Genomic DNA, 19855 nt, shown 5'->3' with positions numbered 1-19855 from the left:
AACGGTCCCGTGGGTCGAACTGTGACGTGCGAGCGCTACCCCGCCGAGTTGTGCTTGACACAAAATCCGTAGGCTGCTGCATCATGACGCTCGGGTTCGTCCGTCCGGCGCGACTCGACGACGTCGTCGAGATCGCGCGTATCCAACTCACGACCTGGCGCGTCGCCTATCGGCGACTGTTGCCCAAACACATCCTCGACCGGCTGGACGAGGATTGGATTACCCGCAGGTGGCGAGACGCAATCGCGGAGCCGCCGAGTGCGGCCCACCGGGTGCTGGTGGCGGTCGAACAGGTCGATTCGCCCGGCTCGCAACCAGAGTCAGCATACGTCGTGGGATTTGCCGCGTCAGGTCCGGCAGACGACACCGCCCTGGCCCCGGACGAAGATCACACCGCCCTTGACAAGGCATTTGCCTCTGCCGCGGCCATCACGGACGTGCTGGTCGAGCCCCGGTGGGGCCGCCGCGGCCACGGGTCCCGATTGCTGGCGGCAAGCGTGGATTTGTGGCGTTCTGACGGATTCACGACAGCACTTGCGTGGACGTTCATGGACGACGGTGTTACGCGTCGATTTCTGGAGAGCACCGGGTGGGCGCCGGACGGGGCCGGCCGATCGCTCGACGTCGATGACATGCTGATCCCGCAGGTGCGGTGGCACGTGTCACTCGATCAGGATGCCGTTACCGGGGCGTGATGCGGTTGCCGCCCAACGGTGCCCTGACTTGTCCAGATCGTGGGACTTTCAGCCCAGCAGTTCGCCGAGGCCCACGGTGAGGCCGGGGCGGGCGATGACGGAGCGCACTGCCAGCAGTACACCCGGCATGAAGGAAACCCGGTCGTAGGAGTCGTGCCGGAGGGTGAGGGTCTCCCCCGCCGTGCCGAAGAGCACCTCCTGGTGGGCGACGAGTCCGGTGGCCCGCAGCGCGTGCACCCGGATGCCCTCGACCTCGCTGCCGCGGGCGCCGGCCATCTCCTCCTTGGTGGCGTCCGGGACCGGGCCCAGCCCTGCCTCGGCGCGCGCCTCGGCGATGATCTGGGCGGTCCGCAGTGCGGTACCACTGGGGGCGTCGATCTTCTTCGGGTGGTGCATCTCGACGATTTCGACCGACTCGAAGTGCCGGGCGGCCCGGGCCGCGAACTCCATCAGCAGGACGGCGCCGATGGCGAAGTTCGGGGCGATCACGATGCCGAGGCCGGGCTTCGCGGCGAGCCGGTCCCGGACCAGCTCGATCCGCTCGGTGGTGAAGCCGGAGGTGCCGACGACGACGTTGACGCCGTGCTCGAGGCACCAGTCGATGTTGCCGAGCACGGCGTCGGGCGTGGTGAAGTCCACCACCACCTGGGCCGTCGCCAGCGCCTCGAGGCTCTCGTCCTCGTCGACGGTGGCGACCAGCTCCAGGTCGTCCGCGCCGCTCACGGCCTTGCACACCTCGGTGCCCATGCGGCCGCGCGCGCCCAGCACCCCGACCCGGATCGTCTCGCTCACGCTGACAACCTATCGGGTCAGCTCAGGGCGTCGGAGAACGCCCCTTCGTCGAAGTCGCCGATGACGGCGAGCGACATCGGCCGGGCCAGCAGTTCCTCGGTCACCTTGCGGACCTGTTCCGGGGTGACCTCGTCGACGCGGCGGAGGATGTCGTCGACCGAGAGCAGGTCGTCGTAGAGCAGCTCGCCCTTGCCCAGCCGGCTCATCCGCGACCCGGTGTCCTCCAGGCCGAGCACGACCGCGCCCTTGAGCATCCCCTTGCCCCGCTCGACCTCGGCCTCGGTGAGGCCGTCGGACGCCACGCGGGCCAGCTCCTCGCGGGTGATGGCGAGGACCTCCTCGACCTTGCCCGGCGCGCACCCGGCATAGACGCCGAAGAGCCCGGCATCGCTGTACTGCGAGGTGAACGAGTACACCGAGTACGCCAGTCCGCGCTGCTCGCGGATCTGCTGGAACAGCCGGCTGGACATGCCGCCGCCGAGCACGTTGTTCAGTGCGCCGAGGGCGAAGCGGTCCGCGTGCTGGCGCGGGTACCCGGTGCAGCCGAGCACCAGGTGCGCCTGCTCGGTGTCCTTGTTGCGCACCACGACCTGCCCGGAGCGGGTGGGCACCCGGGTGGTGCGCGCGCGCCGCGGGGCCGGCACCGCCGGGTCGCCCCAGCCGGCCCGCTCGAACGCGGCGCGCACGGCCCGGACGACCTTGTTGTGGTCGAGGTTGCCGGCGGCCGCGATGACCATGGTCTCCGGGCGGTACCGGCGGCGGTAGAAGCCGTCGATCTGCTTGCGGGTCAGCGCGGAGATGCTCGGCACCGTGCCCGAGATCTGCCGGCCGAGCGGGTGGTTGCCGTAGACGGCCTCGGTGAAGACGTCGTGGACCTCGTCACCGGGCTCGTCGTCGTGCATGGCGATCTCCTCGAGGATCACGCCACGCTCGGTCTCCACGTCCGCCTCGGTCAGCACCGAGTCGGTGACCAGGTCACAGACGACGTCGATGGCCAGCGGCAGGTCCGCGTCGAGCACCCGCGCGTAGTAGCACGTGTACTCCTTGGCGGTGAACGCGTTGGTCTCCCCGCCGACCGCCTCGATCTGCGCGGAGATGTCCAGCGCGCTGCGCCGCTTGGTGCCCTTGAACAGCAGGTGCTCGAGGAAGTGCGAGACGCCCGACAGTGCGGGCGTCTCGTCCCGTGAGCCGATGCCGACCCAGACCCCGAACGAGACGCTCCGCATCGCGGGAATCGCCTCGGTCAGGATCCGGAGCCCGTTGGGCAGCACGGTGCGGCGCACCGTGCCCCCCAGCGGGTCGTCGGACAGCGTCTGGGTCTGTGCTCGGCTCGTCATGGATCAGTCGCGCCGGCTGCGCCGGCGGCGGAACTCGCCGTCATCGCCGGACGGCGCGCCCTCGCCGGACGGCGCACCTTCGCCGCCCTCGCCGCCCTCGCCGCCCTCCGCGGAGGCCGCACGCGGGGCGCGGTCGCCGCCGCGGTCGCCGCGGTCGCCACCACGGTCGCCGCGGTCACGGCGCGGGCCGCGGTCGCCACGGTCGCCACGGTCACCGCGGGGCTCGCGGGCCGGACGGTCGCCGCCCTCGGCGGGCGCCGGCGGCTGCTCGCCCTCGGCCAGGACCTTGTCGAGGTAGATCTTGCCGCGGTTGTCGATGTCCGCGATCTGCACCTCGACCTTGTCGCCGACGTTGAGGAAGTCCTCGACCTTGTCGACCCGCTTGCCGTTGCCCACCTTGGAGATGTGCAGCAGGCCGTCGCGGCCGGGCAGCAGCGAGATGAAGGCGCCGAACGCGGCCGTCTTCACCACGGTGCCCAGGAACTTGTCGCCGACCTTCGGCATGGTCGGGTTGGCGATCGCGTTGATCCGCTCCACCGCGGCCTCGGCCGACGGGCCGTCGGTCGCGCCGACGTAGATCGTGCCGTCGTCCTCGATGCTGATCTCGGCGCCGGTCTCGTCCTGGATCGCGTTGATGGTCTGACCCTTGGGCCCGATCACCATGCCGATCTTGTCGACCGGGATGCGCACCGTGGTGACCCGCGGCGCGTACTGGCTCATGCCCGCCGGCGACTCGATGGCCTCGGCCATCACGTCGAGGATGACGTGCCGCGCGTCGTGGGCCTGCTGCAGGGCGCCGGCCAGCACGTCCGACGGGATGCCGTCGAGCTTGGTGTCCAGCTGCAGCGCGGTGACGAACTCGCGGGTGCCGGCGACCTTGAAGTCCATGTCGCCGAACGCGTCCTCGGCGCCGAGGATGTCGGTCAGCGTGACGTAGGACGTCTTGCCGTCGACCTCGTCGGAGATGAGGCCCATCGCGATGCCCGCGACCGGCGCCTTCAGCGGCACACCGGCCGACAGCAGGGCCATCGTGGAGGCGCAGACCGAGCCCATCGACGTCGAGCCGTTGGAGCCCAGCGCCTCGGAGACCTGCCGGATCGCGTAGGGGAACTCCTCGCGGGTCGGCAGGACCGGGATCAGCGCCCGCTCGGCCAGCGCGCCGTGGCCGATCTCGCGGCGCTTGGGGGCGCCGACGCGGCCCGTCTCACCGGTCGAGTACGGCGGGAAGTTGTAGTTGTGCATGTAGCGCTTGGACTTCTCGGGCGCGAGGGTGTCCAGCGTCTGCTCCATGCGCAGCATGTTCAGCGTGGTGACGCCCAGGATCTGGGTCTCGCCGCGCTCGAACAGCGCCGAGCCGTGCACGCGGGGCAGGACCTGCACCTCGGCGGTCAGCGGCCGGATGTCGCGCGGGCCGCGGCCGTCGATGCGGACCTGCTCGCGCAGCACGCGGGCGCGGACCTCGTTCTTGGTCAGCGACCGCAGCGCGGCGCCGATCTCCTTCTCGCGCCCCTCGAGCTGGCCGCCGACCCGCTCGAAGGCGGCCTCCTTGATCCGGTCGAGGGCCTCCTCGCGCTCCGCCTTGCCGGCGATGCGCAGGGCCTCGGCGACCTCGTCCTTCACCGCGCCGGCGACGGCCTCGTAGGCGTCGGGCTGGTAGTCGAGGAAGGTCGGGAACTCCTGCACCGGCTTGGCCGCGACGTCGGCCAGCTCGGCCTGGGCGCGGCACAGCTCGCGGATGGCGGGCTTGGACGCCTCGAGACCGCCGGCGACGACCTCCTCGGTCGGCGCGGGCGCGCCGCCGGCCACGAGGGCGACGGTGTGCTCGGTGGCCTCGGCCTCGACCATCATGATGGCGACGTCACCGTCGGGCAGGACCCGGCCGGCCACGACCATGTCGAAGGTGGCGCGGGCCAGCTCCTCGACGGTCGGGAACGCGATCCACTGCCCGTCGATGTGGGCCATGCGGGTCGCGCCGATCGGGCCGGAGAACGGCAGGCCCGAGAGCTTGGTCGACAGCGAGGCGGCGTTGATCGCCACGACGTCGTACGGGTGGGCCGGGTCGAGCGCCAGCACCGTCTCGACGACCTGGACCTCGTTGCGCAGGCCCTTGACGAAGGACGGTCGCAGCGGGCGGTCGATGAGGCGGCAGGTGAGGATCGCGTCCTCGCTGGGCCGGCCCTCGCGGCGGAAGAACGAGCCGGGGATGCGCCCGGCCGCGTACATCCGCTCCTCGACGTCCACCGTCAGCGGGAAGAAGTCGAACTGGTCCTTGGGCTGCTTGCCGGCGGTGGTGGCCGACATGACGACGGTCTCGCCGAGCTGCGCGAGCGCCGAACCGGCCGCCTGGCGCGCGAGGCGCCCGGTGGAGAACGTGATCTCCCGGGTGCCGAACGAGCCGTTGTCGATGACGGCCTTGCTGGTGTGAGTACCGAGAGTGCTTGGCTCGGTCATGTGTGGTGTAGCTCCCTTTGGGTCGTTGGTTCGCCCTGGCGGAGCTGTCTGCGGCCGGTCTTCGATCGAAGCTCACGGGGTGTGTCCTTCACCCGGAAGCCACTACCGAGGACCGGTGCGCCGACCCGCTCGGCGGGGCGCTGCCATTCCAGTGTGTCACTACTCGACGGGGGAGGGCCGCATTAACCGGCCCCGGCCGGGTCGGCCGCCGCGTAGCGCTGCCGACCTGGCTGGGTGGTTTCGGCCTCTCCCCCGTCCAAGCGTGTCGTGTTATCGCCGCAGGCCGAGCCGCTCGATGAGCGACCGGTAGCGGGCGATGTCGCTGCGCTGCAGGTAGTTGAGCAGGCGGCGGCGACGGCCGACCAGCAGCAGCAGGCCGCGCCGGCTGTGGTGGTCGTGCTTGTGCTGCTTGAGGTGTTCGGTCAGATCCGCGATCCGCTTGGTCAGCATCGCCACCTGGACCTCCGGCGAACCGGTGTCACCCTCGGCGGTGGCGTACTTGCCCATGATCTCGGTCTTCTGCGCAGAGTCGAGCGCCATGTTCTCCCTTTACCGTGGATTCGTCGGCCGGCTCCCGCGGCGTCGTGCAGGCAGCCTGACCCCCGCCAGTCACCCGGCGTCAACCCAAGGCTAACAGACGGGCCGGTTCAGTCCCGAATCGGACCGTTGCGCAGCACCTCGCGGGTCTGCTCGACGTCCTCGCCGATCTGCGCGATCAGCGGCTCGATGCCCTGGTACGTCCGCTGCTCCCGGAGGCGGTCGGCGAAGTCCAGGCTGACCCGCTCGCCGTACAGGTCGCCCTCGAAGTCGAGCACGAAGGCCTCGACCCGCCGCTCCTTGCCGGAGAACGTCGGGTTGGTGCCGATCGACACCGCGGCCGGCAGCCGCACCCCGTCGCGCTCCCGGATGAGCCAGGCGGCGTAGATGCCGTCCGCGGGCACCGCCGCGCGGGCCGGGACGAGCAGGTTGGCGGTCGGGTACCCGAGCTCCCGCCCCCGCTGGTCGCCGCGCACCACGACGCCCTCGAGCCGGTGCGGCCGCCCGAGCGCCCGCGCCGCGGCCACGACGTCCCCCGCGTCGACGCAGCTGCGGATGTAGGTCGAGGAGAAGACGGTCCCCTCGTCGGCGACGAGCGGCGCCCCCTCGACGGCGAACCCGAACGTCCGCCCGAGCCGCGTCAGCAGCTCCACGTCGCCGGCCTGCTTGTGCCCGAACCGGAAGTTCTCCCCCACCACGACCAGCGCGGTGTGCAGGTGCTCGACGAGCGCGTCGTGCACGAACTCCTCGGGCGAGAGCCGCGAGTACTCCGCGGTGAACGGGATGACGCACAGCACGTCGACCCCGAGCGCCTCGATGAGCTCGGCCTTGCGCGCGGGCTCGGTCAGCACGGCGGGGTGCGACCCGGGCCGCACGACCTCGGCCGGGTGCGGGTCGAACGTGACGACGACGGACTGCACGCCGAGCTCCCCGGCCCGCTTCACGGCGTGGCCGATGATCTGCTGGTGGCCGCGATGGACCCCGTCGAAGACCCCGATCGTCGTGACCGCGCGTCCCCAACCGCCGGGCGCTGCCTGCGTTCCCCGCCACCGCTGCATGTGCTTGAGCGTACTTGGCGCTCGCCGGGTGCCCTGTGTGGGACGTTATGTCGGGCGCTGGCGCGCCGCGACATAACGGACTTATCGCCCGACGGGGTATTTGCCCGTTTCTTGGCAGACCGATGGCCCTATGGGCGCAGCCGGCTACGGAACAGCTACGGAACCAGGACGATCTCGGGGCGGGCCTTGCCGTCGCGCTCCTGCACGATCGCGAGCACGGTGCCGTCCGGGGCGAACACCGCGTACGGGTCCGCGAGCCCGATCGGCGCCAGCGGCCCGCCGTGGGAGAGGATCTTCGCCTCCTCGTCGTTGGCGTCGCGGCGGGCGAAGCAGCGGTCGGCGGCCGCCGGCAGGGGCATCGTCACCGGGTCCGCGCGCTCGGCCAGCTCGTCCAGGGTCGCCGCCTCCGCGAGGGTGAACGCGCCCACGGCCGTGCGCCGCAGCGCGGTCAGGTGGCCGCCGACGCCCAGCGCCCCGCCCAGGTCGCGCGCAAGGGCGCGGATGTACGTGCCCGACGAGCAGGCCACGTCCACGTCCAGGTCCACGTGCGCGCCCGCGCGCCGCACGGCCAGCACGTCCAGGCGGGACACGGTGACCGGCCGCGCGGCGAGCGCGACCTCCTCGCCCTGGCGGACCCGGTGGTACGAGCGGACGCCGTTGACCTTGATCGCCGAGACGGAGCTGGGCACCTGCAGGATCGCGCCGCGCAACGGGGCCAGCGCCGCCTCGATCTCGGCGTCCCCGACGGTCGACGCGTCCGTGCGCGCGACCACCTCGCCCTCGGCGTCGTCGGTGATCGTGGCCTCGCCGAGGCGGATGGTCGCGGCGTACTCCTTGGTGCTGCCGATCACGTACGTCAGCAGGCGGGTCGCCTTCTCCACGCCGATGATCAGCACGCCGGTCGCCATCGGGTCCAGGGTGCCGCCGTGCCCGACCCGCCGCGTCCGCGCGAGGCGGCGCATCCGGGACACCACGTCGTGCGAGGTCATGCCGCCCGGCTTGTCGACGACGACAAGGCCGCCCGCGGTCGCCGCCTTCGAAGCCATGCGCGACACCCTAGCGTTTCAGCCGTACTGGACCAGGCAGTGCCACAGGTACTTGAGCAACTGCAGCACCTCGGCCGGCGTCCCGTGGCCCGCCCACTCCTGCGGCGCCCGCGCGGCCACGCCGATCAGCGCCGGGTCCACGGCGTCGACCCCGAGGCGCGCACACAGCTCGCGGGCCAGGACCGGCACCTCGGGCCCGCGGAACACATCGGGAATGTCCGCGGGCGCGAGGCGGAAGCCGGTCCGCCATTCCACGGTCAGCCCATAGCGCTGGGCGAGAAGGGCGGAGGCTTCGGCGGTACCACATCCGGAGCCCTTGAAACTGCTGTCCAGGACGAGCGCCTCGGCGTCGTCGGCCAGTCGCACCGGCCCGTGGATCTGGGCCTCGACGTAGTCGTCCAGCGCGCGTCCGGGCCCGGCGAGCCGCGGCCGGTGCAGCGCGTCCGCGCCGTGATGTGCGTGCAGCGCCGCGAGCACCGCGTCGAACGCGTCCGCGGTGCCGGCCTCGGTGGGCTCCCGCGCGCTGTCCCCGAAGGTGAACGTCGCCCACGCGTTGACGTGCGGGCGCAGCCGCAGATGGGCGGACCCGAAGCGCGGCGCCGCCCCGTCGTCGTGGTGCAGGAGGTTGAGCGCGCCGTACTTGGGCCGGTCGCCCGCGCGGACGCCCGGCCGCTGGTAGGCGCCGCCGAACATGCGCTCCTCCCAGCGGTCGCGGTCGCCGCCCGGGTACGCGGTCAGCCCGCCGTTGGAGATGCCGGTCTCGAACTGGCTGCGGAACCGCCCGTCGGCCGCGAGCCCCTGCAGGACGGTGCGCCCGCCCACGCTCCGGTCGGGGTGGAAGTTGATCGTGATCACCGCCGCGCTGCCGAGCGGCGTCCGCGCGCTGCCCCGCCGGCGGACGTGATCGAGCGCGGCTGATTGAGCCTCGGTCAGCACCGCGCCAGCGTACGGTTCCGCCTCCGCGCGGGCGCGCGCTTTTCACGCACGCTTCCGCGCGGGCGCGCGCTTTTCACGCACGCTTCCGCGCGGGCGCGCGCTTTTCACGCACGCTTCCGCGCGGGCGCGTGCTTCCGCGCGGGCGCGTGCTTCCGCGCGGGCGCGCGCTTTTCAAGCGCGTTCAGCGGACGGCGCCCGCCACCGCCCACCGGTCGCCCGCGAGGCGCCAGAGCAGCCCGACCAGCCGCAGCGCGATGAACAGCGTCAGCGCCATCCACACCCCGCGCAGCCCGGCATCGAGGAAGTAGGCCAGCCAGATCCCGGGCAGGAATCCGCCGAGGGCGCTGACCAGCGTGAGATTGCGCAGGTACCCGACGTCCCCCGCGCCCAGGAACACCCCGTCCAGCGCGAACACGACCCCCGCCGCCGGCATCATCGCCACGAAGAACCACCACGCGTGGCGCGCCTGCGCGTAGACCTCCGGATCGGCCCCGAACCACGGCCGCACCGCGAGCAGCGCGGCCGCCACCAGCAGCGCGAACACGCCGCCGGCGACCAGGCCCGCGGCCGAGATGCGCCGCGCCAGGTGGCGGGCCTCGGCCACCCGCTCGCCCCCGAGCGCCGCGCCGACGAGGGACTGCGCCGCGATCGCCAGTGCGTCGAGCGCCAGCGCGGTGAAGAAGAACAGCTGAATCGCGATCTGATGCGCGGCCAGCGCGGCGTCGCCGAAGCGCGCCGCGACCGCCGACGCGGAGAGGAAGCAGGCCTGGAACGCGGCGCCGCGGAGGAGCAGGTCGCGTCCGAGCGCGAGCTGCCGCCCGATCACCGCGAGCTGCGGGCGCAGCGGCACCCGCTCGGAGACGAGGGCGCGCACGAACAACAGCCCGACGACGGTCTGCGCGGTCACGTTGGCGACGGCGGAGCCGACCAGCCCGAGGCCCGCCGGGTACACCAGCAGCGGGCACAGCGCCGCCGACAGCGCGTTCGCGGCGAGCACGTAGTACAGCGGGCGGCGGGTGTCCTGCACGCCGCGCATCCAGCCGTTGCCCGCGGTGCCGAGCATGAGGCCCGGGGCGCCGAGCGCGGCGATGCGCAGCCAGCTCTCGGCGTTGGACGCGACGACGCCCGCCCCGCCCGCGAGGGCGCGGGTCAGCGGGCCGGCGGCGGCCTCGAGGACGAGCAGGATGACCACGCCGCCGCCGAGGGCGAGCCAGGACGCCTGGACGCCCTCCTCCACCGCCTCCGCGCGCTGGCCGGCGCCGAAGCGGCGGGCGGCGCGGCCGGTGGTGCCGTACGCCAGCACCGTGCCCAGCCACACCGCGAACGACATGACGGAGCCGCCGATGGCCAGGCCGGCGAGCTGGGAGCGCCCGAGGTGGCCGACGACGGCGGTGTCGACGAGGACGTAGAGGGGTTCGGCGGCGAGTACCACGAGCGCCGGAATGGCCAGCGCGGCCACCCGGCGCATCGTCGGAGCCTGATCGACCGTCACCCGGTCATCGTAAGGTCAGACCCCACAGACGGCACTTACAAAGTGACGTGGCACAACCTCCGGGAAACCGTGACGTCGCACAGGGCGTCCCGGCTTCCCGGAGCTTGTGTCAGCTGGGCTCAGCCCCGGCGGTCCATCGACATCTGCAGGGCGGCGCGGGCGCGCTCGCGGGTGTCGGTCGCCGGCTCCTGCGGCTTCGGCTGGGGCTTCTGCTGGTCAGGCATGACGCTGGTCTCCTCTGTGGCATGGTGCTGATGGTCGGTGCTTGCTCGGTCGCGCCGGGGTCACCGGGAGACACGTGCGGCACACGCCAAGGAGACCGACGTGGGTGTTGTCGGCCTGTTGACACTGGTTGCTGCGCACGTTGTTCCTCGCTCCCGGCGAAATGGATCGGGCCGTGTCACCCGCCGCCGGATTCCGCTGCTACGAGCGGTGCGCCCGGGGCGGGCAGCGAAGAATTCGTACTGTGCGCATACGACTAAGTTATCGTTCAGTTCCAGCATGTGCGACGTTATCCCGCGATATGAAACCGGCGTGTCGAGCGGCCGAATGATCAATACCGCAGCTCAGCGGGCCAGGAAGTGCCACCCGAGCCACCACCAGAACCCGAACATCGCGATCCGCCCGACGGGCAGCGGCCCCACCCGGTAGCGCATGACGACCCCGCACACGTCGCCGAGGCCCGGCACCCGCGACCCCTCGCGCCGCGACGTGATCTCGACCGCCGCGACCATCCCGAGCGACACCGTGAACAGCACCGCGACGAGGACCTGGCCCGCGCTCATCGCCGCACCAGCGCCCAGAAGGCCCACAGCCAGCCGAAGTACGCCGCCGCGCGGGCCCAGTAGTGCTCGAGGACCGGATCGGCCAGGCGGGACAGCGTGGGGTACGCGTGCGAGCCGCCCAGAAACGTCACGCCCTCGACCACGCCGAAGAGCAGCAGCGGCACCAGCCACCAGGCGGCGCCGCGGGTCAGCCGGGGCGGCGAGGCCTTGCGCGGCACCGTGGCCGACGTGCCGAGCCAGAACAGCGCTCCGCCGGTGGTCAGGACGAGCAGGTTGGCCCGCAGCCCGAACGACGGTGAGGCGCCCCCGACCAGCGCGATCAGCGCGAAGACGGGCGTGAGCACAACCGGCCGGGCCCAGGCCCGGTCGACCTCCGCGGCGAGCTCCGGTCGGTCCATGGATCGATTGTCACCGCAATGGATGCCTTCGATCCAGCCGTTATAGCCCGGAGATTCTCCCGGAGTTCACCCTGACGCCCGCAGACGCGGCCGGGCCCGGAGCCGTCGGCAGCCGCCGCGTCAGCCCACCCTGACGCCGCCGGGCGCCGAAGGAGCCGGCAGCAGCCGGCCCGTCAGCCCACCCTGACGCCGCCGGGCGTCGAAGGAGCCGGTGGCGGCCAGCCCGTCAGCCCACCCTGACGCCGCCGGGCGTCGAAGGAGCCGGTGGCGGCCAGCCCGTCAGCCCACCCTGACGCCGCCGGGCGTCGAAGGAGCCGGTGGCGGCCAGCCCGTCAGCCCACCCTGACGCCGTCGGGCGTCGAAGGAGCCGGCAGCAGATCCCGGATGGCGTCGATGACGTCGGAGACGGTTCCGGAGGCGCTGAAGCCCGCCGCGAAGCGATGCCCGCCCCCGCCCAGGGCCACCGCCACCGAGGCGACGTCCACGCCGCCCTTGCTGCGCAGCGAGACCGACCACTCCCCCGCCCGCACCGGCTTCACCACGCACGCGACGTCGGCCTCGGCGACGGGACGCACGCTGTCGATGAGCGCCTCCACGGCCGCCGGCGGCTGCGCATGCGCCGCGAGGTCCTCGACCGTGAGGTACGTCCACGCGAACCCCAGCCCGCCCGCGCCCGAAGGCTCGAGCACCATCCGCGACAGCGCGACCCCGAACAGCCGCAGCGCCCCGACGGGCCGCGTGTCGAACAGGCGCCGCGAGATCTCCCCGACCGGGATGCCGGTGGCGATCAGGCGCGCCGCCAGCTCGTGCACCGCGGCCGTGGTGGAGGCGAACTTGAAGGACCCGGTGTCGGTCGCCAGCGCGACGTACAGGCATTCGGCGATGTCGGCGGTGAGCGGTACGCCCAGACGGCGCAACAGCCCGTCGGACAACACGGACGTCGCGGCGGCCGCCGGGTCGACGAGATTGATCGCGCCGAAGCGCGGGTTGGAGGCGTGGTGGTCGAGCACGATGCCCACGGGCGCCGCGCGCAGCCGGTCGGCCAGGCCGCCGAGCCGTTCGATGCTCGCCACGTCGAACACGAGCATCGCGTCCGGGGCGGGATCGGCGTCCTCCTCGGCCACGAGCAGCTCGAGACCGGGCAGCGTGTCGAACGGCGCGGGCACCTGCAGCGGGCCCGGGAACGTCGCGGCGAGCCGGTCGAACCCGAGCGTGCGCAGCCCGAGCGCGACCCCCAGCATGCTCCCGAGCGCGTCGCCGTCGGGGTTCATGTGGCAGGCGAGCAGCACCCGCGCACCGGGCGGCAGCCCGCGCACCGCCGCGACGGCCGCCGCCCAGTCAGCGGCGGCCGCGGGGTCGTCCCCCGCGGCCGCGGCGCTCATCCCCGGTCCCGGCCGACGACGACCTCGTCCTCGGCCTCGAGGTCCTCCGCGTCGGGCTCGTCCACCTTGTACGGCTGCGGGTCGCCCGCGTAGTGCGCGCCGGCCGCGAGGCGCTGCACCTCGGCGTCGGCGGTGCGGGCGCTGGCCAGCAGCTCGTCGATGTGCTTGACCTGGTCGGACACGTCGTCGTGGACGAACGCGAGGCTGGGCGAGTGCCGCAGCCCGAGCGCCTTGCCGACGGTCGAGCGCAGCAGGCCCTTGGCGCTCTCCAGGGCGGCCGCGGTGCCCGCCTGGGCCGCCGCGTCGCCGAGCACCGTGTAGAACACCGTCGCCTCGCGCAGATCGGCCGTGATCCGCGCGTCGGTGATCGTGATCATGCCCAGCCGCGGGTCCTTGATCTGCGTCCGCACCACCGATGCGACCAGTTCCCGCACGCGCTCCGCGTGCCGCCGCACCTTCGCCGGATCCGTCATCTCGAACACCTCCGCAGCCAAACGGCCGACCGCCGGCCCTGGGACCGGCCCGCCGGACCTGAAGATCTGACCAACGCCTTGACAGTACCCGCGACCCGCCCGTGGGGCCGCTTCCAGAAGCCAGGATTACTCGTCGTCGTCACCGTGCAACCGACGGCGCACGGAGAGCAGTTCGAACTCCGGGCGCCCGGCCACGGCCCGCTCGCACGTGTCGAGCACCTCCCGCACGTGCGCCGCCTCGGCGGCCACGACGGCGATGCCGACCTCGGCCCGCCCGGTGAGATCGAGCGCCCCGACCTCGGCGACGGACACCTCGAACTTGCGCAGAAACGCCACGAGCGGCCGCACATACGAGCGCTTGGCCTTCAGCGAGCGCGAGTCCCCGGGCAGGAGAAGGTCAAAGACCGCGGTTCCGGTGTACACGGCGCAAGATCCTAACCGGAGAAGGTCCTTTTCGCGTCCGGATTACGAGCCGTCTCTTGTACTGCATGTGCCTGCCCGAACAGGCGGAAAAATCCGACGTGCGAGCGGTGTTGTGCGACCGGCCGGACGCCCGGCCGCGGTTCCTCGCGCGTCGTGGCCAAGCGGCGCCCAGCGACCAGCCGCAGAGGCCCGCCGCCGCCGTGAGCGGTTGGCACGGGCGCCCGGCTAGGCGACGAGCAGCGGCGGTTCGTCGGCGTCGCGCAGGGGCGGTTCGAGCGGCGGCCGCGCCACGATCGGCGGCTCCGGCTCGATCGGCACCGCCGCGGCCCCCGCCGCCGGCAGCGGCCCCCTGCGGCGCGGGTGCACGGCGCCGGCGGAGCCACCGCGCCCGCGGTACACGTAAAGGGACTCGGGAGCCACCGCGTCCAGCGCCGCGACGACCGCGGGCAACTGCCGGAACCGCTGCCAGCCGGCCTCGTCGGCGAATCCGAGCTCGAAGACCACCCCGAAGTCCTCGGAGCGGAAGGCCCAGTCCCGGGCCCCGTGGGTCAGCGCGGCCTCGATCAGGGCCGGGCTGTACGCGTCACGCCACGCGCGCGCCGGGTACTCCCCGTCGCGCACCTCGATCGACCACCACGTCAGATCCATAATGTGATTCAGGTTACGCCGCCTACCTGAGAAGCCAAAGGGGGCCGCGGCGAACCGCGGCCCCCTTCTCGTCATGCCGGCATCAGGTGCGGGGCTTCTCCCGAAGCTCCCACGTCTCGACGACGTCCCCGACCTGAATGTCGTTGTACGACCCGAGCGTGATACCGCACTCGAAGCCCTCGCGGACCTCGGTCGCGTCGTCCTTGAAGCGGCGCAGACCGGCGATCGTCAGGTTGTCGGCCACCACCGCCCCGTCCCGCATCAGGCGCGCCTTGGTGTTGCGCCGGATCAGGCCGGTGCGGACGATGCAGCCCGCGATGTTGCCGAACTTGGACGAGCGGAAGACCTCGCGGATCTCCGCCGTGCCGAGCTCGACCTCCTCGTAGACCGGCTTGAGCAGGCCCTTGAGCGACGACTCGATGTCCTCGATGGCCTGGTAGATGACGGTGTAGTACCGGATCTCCACGCCCTCGCGGTCGGCCAGGTCGCGCGTGCGGCCCTCGGCCCGCACGTTGAACCCGATGATGATCGCGTCCGAGGCGCTGGCCAGGTTGACGTCGTCCTGCGTGACCGCACCGACACCGCGGTGGATGATCCGCAGCTGGACCTCGTCCGAGACGACGATCTTGACCAGCGCGTCCTCGAGCGCCTCGACCGAGCCCGAGCCGTCACCCTTGAGGATGAGGTTGAGCGTGGTCTTCTCGCCCTGCTTGAGCTGGTCGAACAGCGTCTCCAAGGTGACCCGGCCGGTACGGGCGGCCATCTCGGCCGCGCGCCGGCGGGCCTGCCGCTGCTCGGCGATCTGGCGCGCGGTGCGGTCGTCGTCGGCGGCGAGGAACGTGTCGCCGGCGCCGGGCACCGAGGTCAGGCCGAGCACGAGGACCGGACGGGCCGGACCCGCGTGCGGCACGGGCTTGCCGTTCTCGTCGAGCATCGCGCGGACGCGTCCGTAGGCGCGGCCGGCGACGATCGAGTCACCGACGTTGAGCGTGCCCTTCTCCACCAGGACGGTGGCGACCGGGCCACGGCCGCGGTCGAGGTGCGACTCGATCGCGATGCCCTGGGCCTGGCCGTCGATCGGCGCGCGCAGGTCGAGCGCGGCGTCGGCGGTCAGCAGGATGGCCTCGAGCAGCCCGTCGATGTTGATCCGGCTCTTGGCCGAGATGTCGACGAACATGGTCTCGCCGCCGTACTCCTCGGCCACCAGGCCGTACTGCGTGAGCTCCTGCCGCACCTTGGCCGGGTTGGCCTCGGGCTTGTCGATCTTGTTCACCGCGACCACGATCGGCACCTCGGCCGCCTGGGCGTGGTTGAGCGCCTCGATCGTCTGGGGCATCACGCCGTCGTCGGCCGCGACCACCAGGACCACGATGTCCGTGGCCTGCGCACCACGGGCACGCATGGCGGTGAACGCCTCGTGACCCGGGGTGTCGATGAAGGTGACCGCGCGGTCCTCGTCCTCGTGCTGGACGTGGACCTGGTACGCGCCGATGTGCTGGGTGATGCCGCCGGCCTCGCCCGCCGCGACGTTCGTCTGGCGGATCGCGTCGAGCAGCTTCGTCTTACCGTGGTCGACGTGACCCATGACGGTCACGACCGGCGGACGGACGACCAGGCGCTCCTCGTCCACGTCGGCATCGAGGTCGATGTCGAAGCGGGCCAGCAGCTCGCGGTCCTCGTCCTCGGGGCTGACGATCTGCACGTCGAAGCCGAGGTGCTCGCCGAGCAGCTGCAGGGTCTCGTTGGTGCACGACTGAGTCGCGGTCACCATCTCACCCAGGTTGAACATCTCCTGGACGAGCGAGCCCGGGTTGGCGTTGATCCGGTCGGCGAAGTCCGACAGCGACGCACCCTGCGGGAGGCGGATCGTCTGACCCTGACCCCGCGGGGCGCCCGAGCCCATGGTGGGCGCGGAGAGGTTGTCGAACTCCTGTCTGCGCTGCTTCTTCGACTTGCGGCCACGCGTCGGACGGCCACCCGGACGCCCGAAGGCACCCGCGGCACCGCCGCCACGGCCACGGCCACCGGCGCCACCGCCGGGACGACCGGCACCGGCGCCCGCGGGCGCTCCGCCGCCGCCACCGGGGCCGCCGCGGTAGCCACCGCCACCGCCGGCACCGCCGCCGCCACCGGGACCGCCGCGGAAGCCGCCGCCACCGCCGCCGCCCCCACCGGGACCGCCGCGGAAGCCACCGCCACCGCCGCCGCCCGGACCGCCGGGACGACCGGCGCCACCGCCGCCGCCACCGGGGCCGCCGCGGAAGCCACCGCCGCCACCGCCACCGGGACGACCGGGACGGTCACCGCCGGGGCCGCCGCCGGGACGACCGGGCCGCTGGCTCGGCATCTGCGACGGGTTGGGCCGCGGGCCGCCCATCTGCGACGGGTTGGGCCGCGGAGGCATGGACGACGGGTTGGGCCGGGGAATGTTGCCGGGTGTCGGCGGGCGCGGCGAAGCGCCGCCGGACACGCCGAACGGGTTGTTGCCGGGCGAGCGCGCCGGCGGGCGGTTGCCCTGACCGGGACGCGGGCCCTGGCCCGGACGCGGACCGCCCGGAGCCGGAGCGCCACCCGACGGACCCTGTGCGGGGCCGGGACGCGGGCCCGGCGAGGGCGCGTTGGGCGCACCGCCGGACGGCGCCGGGGTGTCCCGGCGCGGGTTCTCCCGCTCCCGCTGACGGGCCTGCTGGGCGGCCTTCATGGTCGCTTCCTGCTCGGCCTTCAGCGCGGCGGCGCGCTGCTCGGCCGCCTGAACCTCGATGTCGTGCGCGCTCGTCGGCTTGACGGCCGGCGGGGTCGGACGCGGCGGCCCGGGCACGGGGCCACGGCCGCCCCCGCCCTTTCCATCTGAGCCGCTGGATCCGCCACCCGCAGGCGGCTGGGGCCGCTTCGGGGGCGCGAAGGGTTTCGCCGCTGGAGACGGCGTTGGACGTGGGGCCGCCGGAACTGGCGTCGACGACGGGGCCGACGCGGACGGCGCAGGGGGTGCCGAGGGCGCCGGAGCGGACCCTCCACCGTTTTCGAAGCTCGCACGCAGACGGCGCGCCACCGGCGCCTCGACCGTGCTGGATGCGGACTTCACGTACTCGCCAAGCTCCTGCAGCTTCGCGAGCACGGTCTTGCTTTCGACCCCGAGCTCTTTTGCAAGCTCGTGTACGCGGGCCTTGCCTGCCACTACACTCCTCACCTCGAGGCCGGGCGGCAAGTTCCGCTCCGACCTCACTCGTGCACTTGAAGCCTGGTCATCTCAGGGACTTCATCGTGTGCTCATGTCCGTCGTCCTACCTTGCGGGTCCGGGTGGGGCGTCGCGCTCCCACCATCGGCGGTTCCGATCACTGCGTATGCTCCGGCTCCGTCACCGCCGCCGAGGCGACGGCTTCGGCCAGCGGTCCGGCGTCGAAGACCCCGGCGATGCGCAGAGCCCGCCCGAAGGCGCGCCGGCGCTCCGCTAGCGCGAGGCAAGCCGGATCGGGATGCAGGTGCGCGCCCCGGCCCGGCCGTCTGCGAGCCGGATCGGGGACAGCCTCGAACTGGTCGGGGCCGGTCTCGATCGCGACAAATCGCAGCAACTCGGAGGATGACGCACGCTTCCGGCATCCGATGCAGGTGCGAACCGGTTCTCCTCGATCAGCCTGAACTGAATCGGGTGCAGCCGGAATCGCGGGCATGCCAGCCGGGGGCGTGCGACGTACCGTCAAGAAGTCTACCCTGCACTTTCGGCGCGTGCCGCGCCCGGTCCGGTGACGTGATCGACGTTGCCCTCCGGAGCGTTGTCCGGTCTGATATCGATCCGCCATCCGGTGAGCCGCGCGGCGAGCCGCGCGTTCTGGCCCTCTCTGCCGATGGCCAGGGAAAGTTGGAAGTCGGGGACGGTCACCCGGGCGGCCCGGTTGGCCGGGTCGACGACCTCCACGTTGAGCGCTTTCGCGGGAGAAAGGGCATTTCCGACGAACTGCGCAGGATCCTCGGACCAGTCGATAATGTCGATCTTCTCACCGTGCAGCTCGCTCATGACCGCGCGGACGCGCTGCCCCATCGGCCCGATGCAGGCCCCCTTCGCGTTCACCCCCGCGACCGTCGAGCGGACCGCGATCTTGGTGCGGTGACCGGCCTCGCGGGCGATGGCGGCGATTTCGACGGTACCGTCGGCGATTTCCGGCACTTCCAGCGCGAAGAGGCGCTTCACCAGATTCGGGTGGGAGCGCGACAGCGTCACCTGCGGGCCGCGGAAGCCCTTGGCCACGTGCACCACGATCGCCTTGATCCGCTGACCGTGCTCGTAACGCTCGCCGGGCACCTGCTCGGCCGCCGGCAGCATCCCCTCGATCTTGCCGAGGTCGATCGTCACGATGCCCTTCTCGGCCCGCGCCTCGTGCGCCTGGATCACGCCGGTGACCAGGTCGCCGTCGCGCCCGACGTACTCGCCGAAGTGGGCCTCGTCGGTCGCCTCGCGCAGCCGCTGCAGGATCACCTGCTTGGCCGTCATCGCGGCGATGCGCCCGAAGTCGTGCGGGGTGTCGTCGTACTCGCGCACGATCGACCCGTCCTCGTCGACGTCCTGGGCGAGCACCGAGGCCGCGCCCGTGCGCCGGTCGATCTCGACCCGGGCGTGCGGGTTGGCCCCGTCCGTGTGCCGGTAGGCGGTCAGCAACGCCGTCTCGATCGCCGCGAGGATGGTCTCGAACGGGATCTCGCGCTCGCGCTCCAGTGCCCGGAGGGCCGCAAGGTCGATGTTCATTTCCCGTCCTCCCCTTCCTCGTCGTCGTCTGCGTCTTCGTCGTGCTCTTCGTCGTCCTCGCCGAGCTCTTCGTCCTCGGGGTCGGGCAGCTCCGCGAGGCGCTTGAGCTCCACCTCCACCCGGCCGGGGCCCAGCTCGGCGTACGGGTGCGCGGTCCTCGCCCCGTCCACGTCGAGCGTCACGTCCGTCTCACTGGCGGCCGTGATGCGCCCGGTCACCTCGCGGCCGGCCACCTGCACCTTCACCAGCCGGCCCCGGTTGCGCCGCCAGTGCCGCGGCAGGCTCAGCGGCCGCTCGACACCCGGCGAGCCGACCTCCAGCTCGTACTCCCCCGCGATCAGCTCGTCGCCCTCGGCCTCGGCCTTGTCCAGCGCGGTGGAGATGCCGCGGGACAGCTCGGCCACGGCGTCGAGGTCGACGCCGCTGTCGCTGTCGACCGCGATGCGCAGCAGGTGCCGCCGCCCGACCCGGGTGACGGTGAGGTCCTCGAGGTCGAAACCACCGGCCGCCACGACCGGTTCGACCACCGCGAGGAGGCGCTGTCGATGCTGCTGCGCCATAGATCGACACCCCTCCCGAAGGCGCCCGGACGGGCGCACGGCTCAATGCCGCCTGCGACGAAGCGCGCGGGCGGCTCGTGCAGAGCGTAACGCGGCGTGCCGG

19 protein-coding genes are annotated in these 19855 nt (G+C 72.5%); 1 reads left to right on the top strand and 18 read right to left on the bottom strand.

Annotated features, from left to right (window positions below; all coding sequences use genetic code 11):
* Window positions 1-83: 83 nt before the first annotated feature.
* Window positions 84-695: an N-acetyltransferase family protein gene (locus ACQPZ4_RS07895; protein ID WP_433057469.1), complete on the top strand. Its 612-nt coding sequence runs from the start codon at window positions 84-86 to the stop codon at window positions 693-695.
* A gap of 48 nt (window positions 696-743) precedes the next feature.
* On the opposite strand, the gene dapB is transcribed toward ACQPZ4_RS07895, so the two are convergent.
* From dapB to rimP, 18 genes are all read right to left on the bottom strand, one after another.
* A complete protein-coding gene (gene dapB / locus ACQPZ4_RS07890) occupies window positions 744-1487 on the bottom strand; it encodes a 4-hydroxy-tetrahydrodipicolinate reductase (protein ID WP_433057468.1) in 744 nt (247 codons plus the stop codon).
* A gap of 17 nt (window positions 1488-1504) precedes the next feature.
* Complete coding sequence (locus ACQPZ4_RS07885) at window positions 1505-2824, bottom strand: M16 family metallopeptidase (protein ID WP_433057467.1); 1320 nt, start codon at window positions 2822-2824, stop codon at window positions 1505-1507.
* 3 nt (window positions 2825-2827) lie between these two features.
* On the bottom strand, window positions 2828-5275 hold the full coding sequence (locus tag ACQPZ4_RS07880; RefSeq protein WP_433057466.1) for a polyribonucleotide nucleotidyltransferase: 2448 nt from the start codon (window positions 5273-5275) through the stop codon (window positions 2828-2830).
* A 270-nt stretch (window positions 5276-5545) separates the two neighbouring features.
* On the bottom strand, window positions 5546-5815 hold the full coding sequence (gene rpsO, locus ACQPZ4_RS07875) for a 30S ribosomal protein S15 (RefSeq protein ID WP_350620940.1): 270 nt from the start codon (window positions 5813-5815) through the stop codon (window positions 5546-5548).
* 107 nt (window positions 5816-5922) lie between these two features.
* Complete coding sequence (locus tag ACQPZ4_RS07870) at window positions 5923-6870, bottom strand: bifunctional riboflavin kinase/FAD synthetase (RefSeq protein WP_433057465.1); 948 nt, start codon at window positions 6868-6870, stop codon at window positions 5923-5925.
* Window positions 6871-7025: 155 nt separating this feature from the next.
* On the bottom strand, window positions 7026-7916 hold the full coding sequence (truB, locus tag ACQPZ4_RS07865) for a tRNA pseudouridine(55) synthase TruB (RefSeq protein ID WP_433057464.1): 891 nt from the start codon (window positions 7914-7916) through the stop codon (window positions 7026-7028).
* A gap of 18 nt (window positions 7917-7934) precedes the next feature.
* Window positions 7935-8852, bottom strand: coding sequence for a DUF3626 domain-containing protein (locus ACQPZ4_RS07860; protein WP_433057463.1), 918 nt, complete (start codon window positions 8850-8852; stop codon window positions 7935-7937).
* Window positions 8853-9033: 181 nt separating this feature from the next.
* Window positions 9034-10320: an MATE family efflux transporter gene (locus tag ACQPZ4_RS07855; RefSeq protein WP_433066373.1), complete on the bottom strand. Its 1287-nt coding sequence runs from the start codon at window positions 10318-10320 to the stop codon at window positions 9034-9036.
* Window positions 10321-10910: 590 nt separating this feature from the next.
* Window positions 10911-11078: a DUF6186 family protein gene (locus ACQPZ4_RS07850; RefSeq protein ID WP_433066371.1), complete on the bottom strand. Its 168-nt coding sequence runs from the start codon at window positions 11076-11078 to the stop codon at window positions 10911-10913.
* 47 nt (window positions 11079-11125) lie between these two features.
* Entirely contained in the window at window positions 11126-11527 is a 402-nt protein-coding gene (locus ACQPZ4_RS07845) for a hypothetical protein (protein ID WP_433057462.1), read from the bottom strand.
* 332 nt (window positions 11528-11859) lie between these two features.
* Window positions 11860-12909: a DHH family phosphoesterase gene (locus ACQPZ4_RS07840; protein WP_433057461.1), complete on the bottom strand. Its 1050-nt coding sequence runs from the start codon at window positions 12907-12909 to the stop codon at window positions 11860-11862.
* Complete coding sequence (gene rbfA, locus ACQPZ4_RS07835) at window positions 12906-13382, bottom strand: 30S ribosome-binding factor RbfA (protein WP_433057460.1); 477 nt, start codon at window positions 13380-13382, stop codon at window positions 12906-12908. The genes ACQPZ4_RS07840 and rbfA overlap by 4 nt, the downstream gene beginning before the upstream one ends.
* A gap of 126 nt (window positions 13383-13508) precedes the next feature.
* Complete coding sequence (locus ACQPZ4_RS07830; protein WP_433057459.1) at window positions 13509-13805, bottom strand: DUF503 domain-containing protein; 297 nt, start codon at window positions 13803-13805, stop codon at window positions 13509-13511.
* 225 nt (window positions 13806-14030) lie between these two features.
* Window positions 14031-14453, bottom strand: coding sequence for a hypothetical protein (locus tag ACQPZ4_RS07825; protein WP_433057458.1), 423 nt, complete (start codon window positions 14451-14453; stop codon window positions 14031-14033).
* An 82-nt stretch (window positions 14454-14535) separates the two neighbouring features.
* The gene (infB, locus tag ACQPZ4_RS07820) at window positions 14536-17628 is read right to left on the bottom strand and encodes a translation initiation factor IF-2 (protein ID WP_433066368.1); all 3093 of its coding nucleotides are present in this window, start codon (window positions 17626-17628) and stop codon (window positions 14536-14538) included.
* Between the two features lie 158 nt (window positions 17629-17786).
* The gene (locus tag ACQPZ4_RS07815; RefSeq protein ID WP_433066365.1) at window positions 17787-18122 is read right to left on the bottom strand and encodes a YlxR family protein; all 336 of its coding nucleotides are present in this window, start codon (window positions 18120-18122) and stop codon (window positions 17787-17789) included.
* Between the two features lie 35 nt (window positions 18123-18157).
* Entirely contained in the window at window positions 18158-19192 is a 1035-nt protein-coding gene (nusA, locus tag ACQPZ4_RS07810) for a transcription termination factor NusA (RefSeq protein WP_433057457.1), read from the bottom strand.
* On the bottom strand, window positions 19189-19752 hold the full coding sequence (rimP, locus tag ACQPZ4_RS07805) for a ribosome maturation factor RimP (protein ID WP_433057456.1): 564 nt from the start codon (window positions 19750-19752) through the stop codon (window positions 19189-19191). Before rimP ends, nusA begins: the two co-directional genes overlap by 4 nt.
* Between the last annotated feature and the right edge of the window lie 103 nt (window positions 19753-19855).

The organism is Dactylosporangium sp. CS-033363 (assembly GCF_050942475.1).
Taxonomy (GTDB): Bacteria; Actinomycetota; Actinomycetes; order Mycobacteriales; family Micromonosporaceae; genus Dactylosporangium.
Note: the sequence above shows the minus strand (reverse complement) of the source record. Positions and strands in the feature narration are given on the sequence as shown.

What these genes read in the sequence shown, in the direction of transcription:
- rpsO (WP_350620940.1), bottom strand. Translation starts at nt 5,815, where the DNA reads ATGGCGCTCGACTCTGCGCAGAAGACCGAGATCATGGGCAAGTACGCC.
- ACQPZ4_RS07850 (WP_433066371.1), bottom strand. Translation starts at nt 11,078, where the DNA reads ATGGTCGCGGCGGTCGAGATCACGTCGCGGCGCGAGGGGTCGCGGGTG.
- ACQPZ4_RS07845 (WP_433057462.1), bottom strand. Translation starts at nt 11,527, where the DNA reads ATGGACCGACCGGAGCTCGCCGCGGAGGTCGACCGGGCCTGGGCCCGG.
- truB (WP_433057464.1), bottom strand. Translation starts at nt 7,916, where the DNA reads ATGGCTTCGAAGGCGGCGACCGCGGGCGGCCTTGTCGTCGTCGACAAG.
- ACQPZ4_RS07825 (WP_433057458.1), bottom strand. Translation starts at nt 14,453, where the DNA reads ATGGATCTGACGTGGTGGTCGATCGAGGTGCGCGACGGGGAGTACCCG.
- ACQPZ4_RS07895 (WP_433057469.1), top strand. Translation starts at nt 84, where the DNA reads ATGACGCTCGGGTTCGTCCGTCCGGCGCGACTCGACGACGTCGTCGAG.
- ACQPZ4_RS07855 (WP_433066373.1), bottom strand. Translation starts at nt 10,320, where the DNA reads ATGCGCCGGGTGGCCGCGCTGGCCATTCCGGCGCTCGTGGTACTCGCC.
- ACQPZ4_RS07880 (WP_433057466.1), bottom strand. Translation starts at nt 5,275, where the DNA reads ATGACCGAGCCAAGCACTCTCGGTACTCACACCAGCAAGGCCGTCATC.
- ACQPZ4_RS07885 (WP_433057467.1), bottom strand. Translation starts at nt 2,824, where the DNA reads ATGACGAGCCGAGCACAGACCCAGACGCTGTCCGACGACCCGCTGGGG.
- nusA (WP_433057457.1), bottom strand. Translation starts at nt 19,192, where the DNA reads ATGAACATCGACCTTGCGGCCCTCCGGGCACTGGAGCGCGAGCGCGAG.
- rbfA (WP_433057460.1), bottom strand. Translation starts at nt 13,382, where the DNA reads ATGACGGATCCGGCGAAGGTGCGGCGGCACGCGGAGCGCGTGCGGGAA.
- ACQPZ4_RS07870 (WP_433057465.1), bottom strand. Translation starts at nt 6,870, where the DNA reads ATGCAGCGGTGGCGGGGAACGCAGGCAGCGCCCGGCGGTTGGGGACGC.
- ACQPZ4_RS07840 (WP_433057461.1), bottom strand. Translation starts at nt 12,909, where the DNA reads ATGAGCGCCGCGGCCGCGGGGGACGACCCCGCGGCCGCCGCTGACTGG.
- rimP (WP_433057456.1), bottom strand. Translation starts at nt 19,752, where the DNA reads ATGGCGCAGCAGCATCGACAGCGCCTCCTCGCGGTGGTCGAACCGGTC.
- ACQPZ4_RS07815 (WP_433066365.1), bottom strand. Translation starts at nt 18,122, where the DNA reads ATGCCCGCGATTCCGGCTGCACCCGATTCAGTTCAGGCTGATCGAGGA.